Source organism: Stappia sp. (assembly GCF_048261845.1).
In the GTDB taxonomy this organism is placed as follows: domain Bacteria; phylum Pseudomonadota; class Alphaproteobacteria; order Rhizobiales; family Stappiaceae; genus Stappia.
Genome location: NZ_JBLXFR010000018.1, coordinates 21,289 through 34,835, shown reverse-complemented (window position 1 = coordinate 34,835; position 13,547 = coordinate 21,289). Strand labels below are relative to the sequence as shown.

The 13,547-nt window shown below is 66.4% G+C and carries 12 protein-coding genes; 4 read left to right on the top strand and 8 right to left on the bottom strand.

The window, feature by feature from the left end; all coding sequences use genetic code 11:
- The 8 genes from ACN0T5_RS09730 to rpmH form a co-directional block, all read right to left on the bottom strand.
- A complete protein-coding gene (locus ACN0T5_RS09730) occupies positions 1-738 on the bottom strand; it encodes a pyrimidine 5'-nucleotidase (RefSeq protein WP_417768428.1) in 738 nt (245 codons plus the stop codon).
- Positions 735-1,622, bottom strand: a complete 888-nt coding sequence (gene argB, locus ACN0T5_RS09725) for an acetylglutamate kinase (protein ID WP_417768427.1) — start codon at positions 1,620-1,622, stop codon at positions 735-737. The genes ACN0T5_RS09730 and argB overlap by 4 nt, the downstream gene beginning before the upstream one ends.
- A 115-nt stretch (positions 1,623-1,737) precedes the next feature.
- A complete protein-coding gene (locus ACN0T5_RS09720; protein ID WP_417768426.1) occupies positions 1,738-4,038 on the bottom strand; it encodes an EAL domain-containing protein in 2,301 nt (766 codons plus the stop codon).
- A 159-nt stretch (positions 4,039-4,197) separates the two neighbouring features.
- Complete coding sequence (gene yihA / locus ACN0T5_RS09715; RefSeq protein ID WP_417768475.1) at positions 4,198-4,794, bottom strand: ribosome biogenesis GTP-binding protein YihA/YsxC; 597 nt, start codon at positions 4,792-4,794, stop codon at positions 4,198-4,200.
- 145 nt (positions 4,795-4,939) lie between these two features.
- Complete coding sequence (locus ACN0T5_RS09710) at positions 4,940-5,578, bottom strand: CatB-related O-acetyltransferase (RefSeq protein ID WP_417768425.1); 639 nt, start codon at positions 5,576-5,578, stop codon at positions 4,940-4,942.
- A gap of 274 nt (positions 5,579-5,852) precedes the next feature.
- Positions 5,853-7,679, bottom strand: coding sequence for a membrane protein insertase YidC (gene yidC / locus ACN0T5_RS09705; RefSeq protein WP_417768424.1), 1,827 nt, complete (start codon positions 7,677-7,679; stop codon positions 5,853-5,855).
- A gap of 9 nt (positions 7,680-7,688) precedes the next feature.
- A complete protein-coding gene (gene rnpA / locus ACN0T5_RS09700) occupies positions 7,689-8,084 on the bottom strand; it encodes a ribonuclease P protein component (RefSeq protein WP_417768423.1) in 396 nt (131 codons plus the stop codon).
- Between the two features lie 65 nt (positions 8,085-8,149).
- Positions 8,150-8,284: a 50S ribosomal protein L34 gene (gene rpmH, locus ACN0T5_RS09695; RefSeq protein WP_067220180.1), complete on the bottom strand. Its 135-nt coding sequence runs from the start codon at positions 8,282-8,284 to the stop codon at positions 8,150-8,152.
- A gap of 417 nt (positions 8,285-8,701) precedes the next feature.
- Here rpmH and ACN0T5_RS09690 point away from each other — a divergent pair, with 417 nt between their 5' ends.
- The 4 genes from ACN0T5_RS09690 to ACN0T5_RS09675 all read left to right on the top strand — a co-directional run bounded on the left by ACN0T5_RS09690 (position 8,702) and on the right by ACN0T5_RS09675 (position 13,543).
- Positions 8,702-9,544, top strand: coding sequence for a DUF547 domain-containing protein (locus ACN0T5_RS09690; RefSeq protein ID WP_417768422.1), 843 nt, complete (start codon positions 8,702-8,704; stop codon positions 9,542-9,544).
- Between the two features lie 34 nt (positions 9,545-9,578).
- Positions 9,579-10,379, top strand: a complete 801-nt coding sequence (locus tag ACN0T5_RS09685; RefSeq protein WP_417768421.1) for a TVP38/TMEM64 family protein — start codon at positions 9,579-9,581, stop codon at positions 10,377-10,379.
- Between the two features lie 82 nt (positions 10,380-10,461).
- Positions 10,462-11,892: a dihydrolipoyl dehydrogenase family protein gene (locus ACN0T5_RS09680; protein ID WP_417768420.1), complete on the top strand. Its 1,431-nt coding sequence runs from the start codon at positions 10,462-10,464 to the stop codon at positions 11,890-11,892.
- A 121-nt stretch (positions 11,893-12,013) separates the two neighbouring features.
- On the top strand, positions 12,014-13,543 hold the full coding sequence (locus tag ACN0T5_RS09675) for a sensor histidine kinase (protein ID WP_417768419.1): 1,530 nt from the start codon (positions 12,014-12,016) through the stop codon (positions 13,541-13,543).
- The last annotated feature ends 4 nt before the right edge of the window (positions 13,544-13,547 follow it).

Genomic DNA, 13,547 nt, shown 5'->3' with positions numbered 1-13,547 from the left:
CTATGCTTCGATGGCGCCGAGCACAGCATTCAGGAAGCCGGTGAGGTCGTCTGTGACGAAGTCGACATGCGGCGCATTGCGGCCTTCCATTTCCCATTCCTCGCGGAAGACGCCGCGCGTGCCCTCCGGCACCAGAAGAACGGAGCGCATGCCGAGCCCGTGCGGGACGGCAAGATTGCGGGAAAGATCCTCGAACATGGCCGCGCGCACCGGCGAGACGCCGGTCTTCTCGATGAACAGGTTGTAGGTCTCGAGGTTCGGCTTCGGCAGCAGGCCGGCGGCCACGATGTCGAAAATGTCGTCGAAATGCTCGCTGATGCCAAGTCGCGCGGCGGTGCGCTCCGCATGCGGACGGTCACCGTTCGTGAAGATGTATTTCTTGCCGGGCAGCCGGGAGATGGCGTGACCGAGCGCAGGGTTCGGCGCGACCGGTGAATAGTCGATGTCGTGGACATATTCGAGAAAGGCATCCGGCTCGATCTCGTGCTCGATCATCAGCCCGCGCAAGGTGGTGCCGTAGTCGCGATAGAAGGCCTTCTGCTTGAGACGGGCATCCGCCGCCGAGAGCCCCAGGTGGCGGGCGATATAGTCGGAAATACGCGCATCGATCTGCGAGAACAGGTCGGAGCTCGGCGGATAGAGCGTGTTGTCGAGGTCGAAGACCCAGGCCTCGACACCGGAAAAGACACGCAGGTCCTGCTCGTGCGCCTGGGAGCCTTCCTTTTCGTCGGGGGTCATGGGCGCAGGAGCGTCCCCGCGCCCTGGTCGGTGAACAGCTCCAGCAGCACTGCGTGCGGCACCTTGCCATTGAGGATCACGACACCCTCGACACCCCGCTCCAGCGCCTCGATGCAGGTTTCCACCTTGGGGATCATGCCGCCGGAAATGGTGCCGTCCTCGATCAGTGCACGGGCCTGGCTGACGGTCAGTTCCTTGATCAGCTTGCCGTTGGCATCCAGCACGCCCGGCACGTCCGTGAGGAACAGCAGCCGCTTGGCGTCCAGCGCGCCGGCGATCGCGCCGGCGAACGTGTCGGCGTTGATGTTGTAGGTCTCGCCGTCGGCGCCCGGCGCCACCGGCGCCACCACGGGGATCAGCTCTTCCTTCATCACGAGGCGCAGCACGGTCGGATTGACCGCGGCCGGCTCGCCGACGAAACCGAGGTCGAGGACCTTCTCGATGGCGGAGTTCGGGTCGCGCACGCGCCGCTGCAGCTTTTCCGCCGTAACCATGTTGCCGTCCTTGCCGCAAAGGCCCACGGCCTTGCCGCCTTCGGCGTTGATCAGGTGGACGATTTCCTTGTTGATCGAGCCAGCCAGCACCATCTCGACGATCTCCACCGTCGCCTTGTCGGTGACCCGCAAGCCGTTCCTGAACTCGCTCTTGATGCCGAGCCGGTCGAGCATGGAGCCGATCTGCGGGCCGCCGCCATGCACCACCACCGGCAACACGCCGGCAAGGCGCAGCAGGGTGATGTCGCGGGCGAAGGCGTTGCCCAGTGCCGGGTCGCCCATGGCATGGCCGCCATATTTCACCACCACGACCTGGTCGTCGTAGCGCAGCATGTGCGGCAGGGCCGTGGAAATCACCTTGGCGGGGTTGATCGGGGTGGTGTCGCTCATGTCGGGAAGGGGCTCTCGGACTGGTTCGCGGGCGGCGCAAAGGCGCTTGACCGGTCTATAGCTGCTTTCGCAAAAGGGCTCAATGATGGCCCGGCCATGCGGCCGGCTGTCCGGATCAGGCGACGCCGGCCTTCAGGGCCTCGTCGCCGTGCTGGTCGTGGCGCAGCGCCTGTGCCTGTGCCGGTGCGAGCGACGGGGAACGCCCGGCCTCCTGTGTCCGGGAGAAGGAGCCGGCCTCGATCAGCTTGGGAATGCTGTCGGCGGCGACCGGGCGGGAGAAATGGAAACCCTGCAGGTCGCTGCAGCCGATCAGCGCCAGGAAGTTCTTCTGTTCCTCGGTCTCGATCCCTTCGGCCGTCACCTTGAGGCCGAGATCGACGGCGAGCTTCACAACCGCGTGGGTCACGGTGTTGTAGTCGACCCGCTCGCCCAGGCCGCGGACGAACTGCCGGTCGACCTTGATCCGGTCGATCGGGAACTGCAGCAGATGGTTGAGCGAACCGTAGCCGGTGCCGAAATCGTCGAGCACGATGGAGATGCCGAGCTGCTTCAGCTTGGTCAGCGTCTCGACAAGATCGGCGCTCGGCGTCAGCAGGATGTCCTCGGTGATCTCGAGATCGAGATCGCGGCCGTCGAAGCCGGTGCTCTCGAGAATGGAGCGCACCCGGTTGACCAGACGCGGGTCCCGCAACTGGCCGGAGAACAGGTTGACCGAAAGGCGAAACCCGTTTGGCGCGGCCTGGGCCCAGGGACGCGCGGTGCGGCAGGCTTGCTCCAGCACCCAGTAACCCACATCGGCGGCATGGCGACTGCCGTCGAGCGCGCTGATGAAGGCGCCGGGCTGCAGGCAGCCGCGCTCGGGATGATCCCACCGGATCAGCGCCTCGGCGCCGATCACGACTTCGTCGGTGATGCGCACCACTGGCTGGTAATCGAGATGGAACTGCTTTCCGTCCACGGCTTCGCTCAGTTCGCGCGCCAGCGTGTTGCGGTGATCCGCGTCGCGTCGCATCGCCGCGTCGAAGATCATGAAGCGCCCGCGTCCCTTCGACTTGGCCTCGTAGAGCGCCAGGTCCGCGTTGCCCATCAACTGGCTGAAGGAGCCGCCGTGATCGGGCAGGACGGCAATGCCGAGGCTACAGCCGCATTCGACGCTGTCACGACCGGTCGGGATGGGCTGGCCGATGGCCTGGGCCAGGGCCGCGGCATATTCCGCAATGGCGCCATCGCGCGAAAGGTCCGGCTCCAGGACGGCGAACTCGTCGCCGCCGAGCCGGGCGACGGTCGCCCGCGGGCCGACGCTGGTCGAGAGCCGGTTTGCAACCTCCATCAGCAGCGCGTCGCCGCTGGAGTGGCCATAGGTGTCGTTGACCAGCTTGAAGTGGTCGATATCGAGCAGGAAAAGCGTTGCTTCCGCGCCCGTTTCCTGCCAGCTGCGGAAGGCATCGGTGACACGGCTTTCGAAGGTCGAGCGGTTGACCAGGCCCGTCAGCGGGTCGTGCCGTGCCATATGCTCGATCTCGCGATGAACCTGCTCGATCTCGGTGACGTTGCGCGCCGTGCCGCGATAGCCGAGGAAGCTGCCGTCATGCGCGAAGACGGGGCGTCCGCTGATGGAGTAGATGCGTTCCTGATCGTCGGAGAACCAGCGGAAGCGAAGGTCGCGGAACGACTTGTGAGCCTTCAAGAGCTCCCGATGCGCATCCCAGAAGGCCCCGCCTTCGCCGTTGCCGCTCTCCGCCTCCCAGCGGGTCTTGCCGAGGAAGCGGTCGATGACGATGCCGTTGTCGCGGGCGCTGGGCGACAGGTAGGTGAAGCGGAAGTCGGCATCCTGTTCCCAGATCCAGTCCGAGGCGATCTCCAGATAGTCGGCGAAACGGGCATCGCGCCGGCGGCCCTCCAGCACGCGCACGGTCAGTGCCGTCAGCGCCTGCATGCTCTCGAACTCGTCGGGGGTCAGCCCCTCTTCGCGCACGGTCCGGTCGATGACGCAGAGTGTGCCGATGGGAAAGCCGCTTTCCAAGCGAACGGGGAAGCCGGCATAGAAGCGGTTGCCATTGTCGATATCGACATAGGGATATGTCTTGAAGCGCGGATCGGTCGCCAGGTTGGCGACGATCAGAGGAGCATCTTCACGATAGGCGACGCCGCAGACGGATGTCGCCGCCGGGGTCTGGGTCACGGTGCTCCCGACGGCGGCAAGCACATGCACGTCGCTGCCATGAACGAAGGTGACGAAGGCCTTCTCGCAGCCGGTGATCCGCGCGGCTGCCTTGACGATGTAGTCGAGAGCGAGGTCGGGCGCATTGCCTGCAAGGTGCAGACCCGCCAGTTCCGCGCGCAGCCGTGCTTCTTCCCGCGCTCTTGTCGGCGGTAAGGCACTTTCGTCCGTGGCACTCCTGCCTTGCACGTGCATGCGGTTATCCCCTCATTCCGCAGGCATAGCGTAAGTAACTTTACGCTGCGTTAAAAATGAGGAGATTCGCCGTGCCTGTCGACAGCGAAGACTGTCGGACACGTCAATCGGTCCCCGGTAACGATCACTTTGCCGCCGCGTTCGGGCTGATCCCGGCAGTCAGTCGATCGAAAGCTTGTAGATCTCCGCCCTCACATCCGCGATTCCCGCACCCTTCTCGGACGAGGTGTCGATGATGTTCGGATGGGCGGCCGGTCGTTTCTTCAATCCCTCGGCTGTTTCCTGCCGGATGCGCTGCAACTGGCCGGGTTTTATTTTGTCGGTCTTGGTCAGCACGACCTGATAGCTGACGGCGGCGCGATCGAGCAGTCCCATGACCTTCAGGTCGACTTCCTTCAGCCCATGGCGGCTGTCGATAAGGACGAAGACGCGTCGCAGGCGCGCGCGGCCCTGGAGATAGGTGAAAACCAGCTCCGTCCACGCATCGACGAGTGACTTCGGAGCCTGAGCGTAACCGTAGCCGGGCATATCGACAAGAGTGACAGGGGACTCCGGCGCGACGAAGAAATTGAGCATCTGCGTGCGGCCGGGGGTGTTCGATGTCCGCGCCAGTCCCTTCACGCCGGTCAGCGCGTTGATCAGGCTCGACTTGCCGACGTTGGAGCGGCCGGCGAAGGCGACCTCGGTCGCGGCCTCCGGCGGCAATTGCTCCAGATGGGCGACGCTGGTGACGAAGCCCCAGGGTCGGCGGAACATCAGCCGGCCTGCCTCGATCTCCCCCTCGGTAAAGGGGGCGTCGGGCTTGAAGGAATTGTCCGGCTCGCTCATCGCGTCTCGCTTCGCATGGTGTGTTGCCGGGGCGCGGCAGGCAGTCCGGCCTGTCGCGACCCGGCCTGATGCTCTAGCGGGCCTGTGCAAGCTTGTCGAGATCGGCACCGCGTATGGCGTCGAGATTCCGCGCGATCTTCTCCGCCGGCCAGTGCCACCATGCGATGTCCAGCAACGCGTCCACGGTCGCCTCGTCGAAGCGCATGCGGACCACACGCGCCGGATTTCCCGCGACGATGGCGAAGGGAGGCACGTCGGAGGCGACAACCGCTCCGGCACCGATCACCGCCCCGTCGCAGACGGTGACGCCGGGCAGGATCGTGGCATCGCGGCCGATCCATACGTCGTTGCCCACCAGTGTGTCTCCGCGATGCGAACTGGCCAGCCCTGCCATGTCGAAATCCTTCTCCCTGCCCTGACCGAAGATGGCGAACGGATAGGTGGAGAAGCCGGTCATCGGGTGGTTGGCGCCGTTCATGATGAAACGGACGCCGGTCGCAAGCGCGCAGAACCGCCCGATCCTGAGACGGTCACCGATGAAATCGAAGTGGTAGAGCACGTTGCGGTTCTCGAAATCCGCCGCGTGGTCCGGGTCGTGATAGTAGCTGTAGTCGCCCACCTCGATATTGGCTCGGGTGACAACAGTGTTGAGGAAAACGGTATGCGCCTCGCCGGCAAAGGGGTGGCGCGTGCTCGGATCTGGGCCGTGCATGGGGAATCTCCGGATCGGGAAAAGGTTCGCGTGTCGCGACCACGGCCATGCTGGCTCGCGGTCGTCGGGCAAGGCGCGAGGCGGCTGCGTTGCAGGCCTTCGCTCGCGCCATCTTCAGGCGATCCTGATCATCGGTCCTCTCCCCGAATTCGTCTGACACGTTAATGGGTGGCAGACGTCGCCGCTGCAACCCTCCATTCGTCTGCTGCAAACGAAAAAGCCCCGGGGGTGTCCCCGGGGCCACAGTCATTGTCGGCCATTGGTGCGGCCGGCGTCACTTGGACTTGCTGTCGGCCTCTTCCTTCTTTCGACTGAAGCTGCCTTTCAAATTGTCCCAAAGTTCCACCTTCACGCCCTGGCGCCGCATGATCACGTATTGCTGGGCGATCGACAGCGAGTTGTTCCAGGCCCAGTAGATCACCAGACCGGCCGGGAACGAGGCCAGCATGAAGGTGAACAGCACCGGCATCCAGGTGAAGATCATCTGCTGGGTCGGATCCGGCGGGGCCGGGTTCATCTTCATCTGGACGAACATGGTGACGCCCATGATCAGCGGCCAGATGCCCAGCATCAGCATCTGCGGCGGGTCCCAGGGGATCAGGCCGAAGAGGTTGAAGATCGACGTGGGATCGGGAGCCGAGAGATCCTGGATCCAGCCGAAGAACGGCGCGTGCCGCATCTCGATGGTGACGAACAACACCTTGTAGAGCGCGAAGAAGACCGGGATCTGCACCAGCACCGGCAGACAGCCGGCGAGCGGATTGATCTTTTCCTTCTTGTACAGCTCCATCAGGGCCTGTTGCTGCTTCTGCTTGTCGTCCTTGTAGCGGTCCCGGATTTCGGTCATCTGCGGCTGGACGAGCTTCATCTTGCTCATCGAGACGTAGGACTTGTTGGCCAGCGGGAAGAACAGCGTCTTGATCGCGACGGTCACGAGCAGGATGGCGACGCCGAAGTTGCCGACCACCTTGAACAGGTAGTCGATGACGAAGAACAGCGGCTTGGTGAGGAAGTAGAACCAGCCCCAGTCGATCAGCAGTTCGAACTGCTTGATGCCGAGGTTCTCCTCATATGCATCGAGCTTGGCCGTTTCCTTGGCGCCGGCGAACAGATGGGTCGTGGAGGTCGCGCTTGCGCCGGCCTCGACGCGGATCGGGTCGCCAAGGAAGTCGGCCTGGAAATTGTCGGTCGCCTGGGCGTAGGAGAACTGCGGCTGGAAGCCGTTGCCCTGTGCCGGGATCAGCGCCGATGCCCAGTACTTGTCGGTGATGCCGAGCCAGCCGGTGCTGACGGCGGCGGGCCGCACCCGGCCGTCTTCCTGGACGTCCTCGTAGTCGATCTCGGAAAGTCCGGTCTCGCCGAAGACGCCGATCAGGCCTTCGTGAAGGATGTAAAAGCCTTCCGTATGCGGCGTGCCGTTGCGCACGATGAGGCCGTAGGGGTAGAGCTGGACGGCCTCACCGGTCTCGTTGCGCACCCGCTGTTCGACGGTGAACATGTAGTCGGCATCGATCGAGATGACGCGCTCGAAGACAAGGCCGGCGCCGTTGTCCCAGGTCAGGGTGACCGGCGACTGCGGCGTCAGTTTCGCTCCCTCTTCCGCCGTCCACACGGTGGTTGCCTGGGGCAGGGCGACATCCGCGCCCGGATCGGCGGTGACACCGAAATCGGCGTAGTAGGGGGCCGGGGCGCCCTTGGGCGAGAACAGCACGATCGTCGGGCTCGATGCGTCGACGGTCTCCCGGTAGTCCTTCAGCCGCAGGTCGTCGATACGCCCGCCCGTCAGGTTGACCGAACCGCTGACCCGCGGCGTGTCGATGATGACGCGCGGGGTTGCCTCGATCGCCGCTTCACGGGACATGGCCGTCGTTGCCGGTGCCGTGCCGCCCGGCACGCTCGCTGCGCCGGTTGCCGCGCTGCCGGGCGCGCCGGGGGTCTGCGGAGCGGCCTCTCCCGTTGCCGGTTGGCCCTGTTCGCTCGCCTGCTGCTCGGCAACCTGCCGCTGCTGCTCGAGCTGCGGCTTGGCAATGAAATACTGCCAGCCAAGCAGGACGATCAGCGACAGGACGATAGCCAGGATCGTGTTACGGTTGTCGGCCATAATCGGCGTTCACCTTTGGTTTTTCGCGGGAGTTTTGGATGGGGTGCGGCTCTTGCGGCGCCTGTCCTGCGTCGGGTCGGCCGTCAGTGGCGCCTTGGCCAGGCACTGTCCGATCTCGCGCACCAGGGTGTCGAAATCCATGGACAGTCCTGCCCGGCGGCCGATCAGGACGTAGTCGACGCCCGGACGCGCGTTCGCCGCCGCCGCGCGCACCGCCTCGCGGAAGCGCCGGCGGATGCGGTTGCGTTCGACGGCGTTGCCGGTTTTCTTGGTGACCGTATAGCCCATGCGCGGTGCGGCATCGGCCTGCGGGGCAGGGGCGGCCTGCAAGACAAAAGCACGCCGTGCGCTCCGGCCACCCTTTGCGGTGGCCAGGAACTCGGCGCGTGTCTTCAGCGTTGGCAATGTCGAGGTCGGCGGGGACTGGATCACGTAAACGACTCCTCCACCGCCAGCCCGGCCGGGCCCGCTTAGGCGCTCAGCCGCTTGCGGCCCTTCGCGCGACGGCGGGCAAGGACCTGACGGCCGTTCTTGGTCGCCATCCGGCTGCGGAAGCCATGGCGGCGCTTGCGGACGAGGCGGCTCGGCTGATATGTGCGCTTCATTGTGTCTTCTCCCGCGCGCGAGGGGCGCGCGGCCCTGGTTCTCGAATTGTCTGGTGGTCGATCTCCCCACCCGTCCGGGCCGCGACCCGTAGAGGCAAGGATGTCGTGGGCGCCGCAAAAGTCAGCACGACCCGATTTCGGGGCTTATACGGGCCGAACACCCCGAAGTCAACGACAAGCGGGCGTCGCGAGACCGGAAACCGCGTCGTCGGGGCCGGCTCTTTCCTCCCGGTTTCCCGCAAGCTCCCGCGCACGCCGCGGTGAGCCGGCTTCACAGGCCGGTGACGGGCCTGTCGGCCGTTTTCACTTCCCGGTGAGAGTGCCCGATTCCGCCTCGCCGCGTCCCGGATAGAAGGTAGAACGCAAGGGTTGGCTCGCCTCCGGGCGTCCTGATGTTGAAGACAGGAGACCGATCGCATGCGACACGTGGCAGGCCCTTCGGGCAAGGGGCTTTTCAGGGCGGACGGCGCGCCCGATGGCGCATCGCATGTGTCGCGCAGGTCCGTCATTGCCGGGCTGGGCGCCGCATTCGTGTTGCGGGCGCAGGTTGCAAGTGCCGCGGTTCCCTCGCATGACCCCTTCACCGAACTGCTGCGGCGTTATGTCGTCGCCGGCCGTGACGGGCTCAACCGGGTTCGCTATGCCCGTTTCAAGGCGGAGGCGGGAGCCGCCCTCGATCGCTATATCGCCTCGCTCGCCGGAACGCGCGTGTCGAGCCTTGGCCGCAATGACGCCTTTGCTTTCTGGGTCAACCTCTACAACGCCCTGACCCTGCAGGTGGTGCTGGCCCACTACCCTGTCCGCTCGATTCGCGAGATCGACCTTGGCGACGGTTTCTTCGCCCGTGGTCCCTGGCGCCGGAACCTTGTCACCGTCGAGGGGCGCGAGCTCTCCCTTGACGACATCGAGCACGGGATCCTGCGCAAGCGCTGGTCGGAGCCGCGCGTTCATTATGCCGTCAACTGCGCCTCGATCGGCTGCCCGAACCTTGCCACCGAAGCCTGGTCCGGCGCGACGCTCGGGCGCATGCTGGACGAGGGCGCGCGCGCCTTCGTCAATCACCGGCGCGGTGTCGAGGTCACGGCCGACGGCGTGCGCGCCTCGCGCATCTACAGCTGGTTCTCCGAGGATTTCGGAACCGGGGAACAGTTGCGCGAGCATTGGCGCACCCATGCCGGGGCGGCGTTGCGACGCGGGCTCGATGCCAATGTGCGAATCGCCGGATATCAATATGACTGGGGGTTGAACGATGCGCGCTGAACGGGACACGGGCGCGCAAACGGGGGAGGGCGCAATGCCGCGACACGAGGACGAGAACCCGCCGCCGCCGGTTCCGGCACCGTCAGGCGGCGGCGTGCTGCGCCGCTTTGCGCCGCTTGCGATCATCGTCACGGCCATGGGGCTTGGCTACGCGTTCGACCTTCACCGCTATCTCAGCCTGTCGAACCTGATCCGCGAGCGTATGGAACTTGCCGCCTTCGTGTCGGACAACCTGCCGCTGGCCGCCGCCGCCTTTGTCGGCGTCTATGTGGCGGCTGTTGCCCTTTCCTTTCCCGGGGCCTCGCTTCTCACCATCATCGGCGGCTTTCTCTTCGGCTGGGCGCTCGGCGGTACGCTGGTCGCCTTTGCCGCCACCGCCGGTGCGGCGCTCATCTTCCTGGTCGCGAGGACCTCGCTCGGCGAAACGCTGAAGCACCGCGCCGGACCGTTCCTGTCCCGGCTTGCGGCGGGTTTCCGCGAGGAAGCCTTCAACTATCTCCTCTTCCTGCGACTGGCGCCGGTCTTCCCGTTCTGGCTGGTCAACATCGCCCCGGCGCTGTTCGGCATGAGCCTGCGCCCCTATCTGGCGGCGACGTTCCTTGGCATTCTGCCCGGAACCTATGCCTATGCCTTCATCGGCGCGGGCCTCGACAGCGTCATCGCGGCGCAGGAAGCGGCGTCTCCCGGCTGCGCCGCCGCCGGAACCTGCAGCATCGAACTGTCCGCACTGGTCACCCGCGACCTGGTGCTCGCCTTCGCGGCGCTCGGGATTGCGGCCCTCGTTCCCGTCCTCGTCCGCAAGTGGCGGGCGCGAAACCGCCGTCCGCGCGAGTGAGCGCGTCACCCGCCCTGTCCTCTTCAAGGGGCCGCCCGGCCTCGCGGCGATGTCCTGCCGCCAACATACCGGAGCAAGCAAGATGACCCGCATCCTGACGCCAGACATCTGTGTCATTGGCGCTGGCTCCGGTGGCCTGTCGGTCGCCGCCGCCGCTGCCGCCTTCGGGGTCGAGACGGTTCTCGTCGAAAAGGGCGAGATGGGCGGCGATTGCCTCAACTACGGCTGCGTGCCGTCGAAGGCCTTGATCGCTGCCGGCAAGGCCGCGCACCATGCCGCCCATTCGGTGGGTCTCGGCGTCGCGGCCCCGCACGTCGATATCGACTTCGCCGCCGTCAACGATCATGTCCGCTCCGTCATAGCGGCCATCGCCCCGCACGATTCGCAGGAGCGTTTCGAAGGGCTCGGCGTCACCGTCATCCGGGCGCGGGCCCGTTTTAGCGACGCCGACACGGTGATCGCCGGCGAAACGGAGATCCGCGCCCGCCGCTTCGTCGTCGCCACAGGCTCCTCGCCGCTGGTGCCGCCGATACCTGGTCTCGATGGCGTGCCCTTCGACACCAACGAGACGATCTTCACACGCCGCGAATGTCCCGGCCATCTCCTTGTCATCGGCGGCGGGCCGATCGGGTTGGAGCTTGCCCAGGCACATCGCCGGCTCGGCGCGCGCGTCACGGTTGTCGAGGCGGCCAGGGCGCTGGCGAAGGAGGATCCGGCGCTTGCCGGGATCGTGGTCGGGACCCTGCGCGAGGAGGGGATCGAAATCCTCGAGCAGACCAGGGTCACGCAGGCGGCCGGCGCGGCGGGTGACATAAGGCTCACACTCGAGGATGCCTCCGGCACGCGCGAGATCTCGGGAACGGACCTGCTTGTCGCCGCCGGGCGCAAGGTCAATGTCGAGGGGCTGGGGCTGGAGGAGGCGGGCATCGCCTTCGACCGGCGCGGCATCACCGTCGGCGCCGACCTTCGCTCCACCAACCGGCGCGTCTATGCCATCGGCGATGTCGCCGGCGGCCTGCAGTTCACCCATGTCGCCGGCTATCACGCGGGCATCGTCATCCGGGCGCTTCTCTTCCGCCTGCCGGCGAAGGAAAACCGCGACATCATTCCCTGGGTCACCTTTACCGACCCGGAGATCGGCCATGTCGGGCTGACCGCCGACGAGGCACGCGGCCGGTTTGGGGCCGGGCGCGTGAAGGTGCTCGAGGCGCCGTTCTCCGGCAATGACCGCGCCCAGGCGGAACGGCGCACGCAAGGGCTCGTGCGCCTCGTCGTCGGCAAGGGCGGCAAGGTGGTGGGCGGCGACGCCGTCGGGGCGGGCGCCGGCGAGATTGTCAACATGCTGTCGCTGGTCGTGGCGCGCGGTCTCACCGTGCGCGACATCGCCGGTTTTGTCTCTCCTTATCCTTCCCTTTCGGAAGCGGTTCGCCGCGCGGCGATTTCCTACTATGCTGACAGCGCGCGAAACCCGTGGATTCGCCGGCTCGTCCGCTTCCTCGCCCGTTTCGGGTAAGCGGCCGGCAGCGTCTTCCGGTCCTGAGCGCGGGGGGCGTTGGAACAGGCCGGGCGCGGCAGCGCCCGGTCGGACGGACGACAGGCCGGCCGCAGGGATCGCGGCCGCGAGAGGGTGGCTAGTGACGGCGCCGCAGATGATCGACGACCCGCGCAAGAACGCCGTTCCCGGGGCCGGTGCACCGCGCCCCGGCAGGAGGCGTTGGGGCGGCCTGTCCGGCAAGCTGCTCATTCTCACCGTGCTTTTCGTGATGCTGAGCGAAGTCCTGATCTTCGTGCCCTCGATCGCCAATTTCCGCAATACCTGGCTCACCGACAAGCTGACGGTGGCCGGCGTCGCGGCGGCGATCCTGGTGGAGACCGACATGGTTTCGCCCGCCGTCCAGGCCGAGTTGCTGCGCACCACCGGCGCCTTGGCCATTGCCCTCGATGACGGCGAGCGCCGCCGGCTGATCGCCATGTCCGAGCCGCCGGGGGCGGTCGGCCGGATGGTCGACATGGGCGAGGCGGATCCGATGAGCTCGGTCCTCGACAGTTTCTCCACCCTGCTTTTCGGTGGCGAGGGGCAGCTTCGCGTGGTCGGCCCTTCGCAGATGGGGCTTGGCGGGCGTGTCGACATCGTTCTGCCCGAGGCGCTCCTGCGCGACGCGATGCTCGCCTTCTCGGTCCGCATCCTTGCCCTTTCGCTGGTCATTTCGGCGATCACCGCCACGCTCGTCTATCTGTCGCTGCGCTGGCTGCTGGTGCGCCCGATGCAGAAGCTCACCCGTTCGATGGCGCGTTTCCAGGAGGCGCCCGAGGAGCCGTCCCGAGCAATCGCTCCCTCAGGGCGCAACGACGAGGTGGGCGATGCCGAGCACCGGCTGGCCGCCATGCAGGCGACCCTGACCGAGACGCTGCAGAGCCGGCGGCGGCTTGCCGATCTCGGGCTCGCGGTGTCCAAGATCAACCACGACCTGCGCAACATCCTTGCCTCCGCCCAGCTCTTTTCCGAACGCCTGGAACATGTCGCCGACCCTACGGTGCAGCGGCTGGTGCCCAAGATCGTGGCGACCCTCGACCGGGCCGTCGGCTACACCCAGTCGGTGCTCGCCTATGGCAGCGCCCGGGAGGCGCCGCTCGCCCGCCGGCTCGTGCGCCTCGATGCCGTGGTGCGCGATGTCGGCGACGTTCTCGGCCTTGCACCCGATGGCGGCATTTCCTTCGACAACCGGGTGCCGGAGGGGGTGGAGATCGACGCGGACCCCGAGCAACTCTTTCGCGTCCTGATGAACCTGTGCCGCAATGCGGTGCAGGTGCTGGAGCAGAACGCCGCCGATGTGCTGGTGCGCCGGGTCGTCGTCGAGGCGGAATGCAGCGCCGATGGCGTGCTGATCCGGGTTCGCGATACCGGGCCGGGCATCCCCCCGGCGCTTCGCGACAAGCTGTTCAAGCCGTTCCAGTCCGCCGCCAAGCGCGGCGGCACGGGCCTTGGCCTTGCCATTGCGGCGGAGCTGGTGCGCGCCCATGGCGGCCGGATCCGTCATGTCGCGCGGGAGGGGCCGGGAGCCGAGTTCGAGATCATCCTGCCGGCGCGCCTGCCGGACGAACGATCCGGTGCGGCGCCGGAGGCGGGCGGCACTGGTGTTTCCGCGCAGGACACCTCTGTCTGAGGCG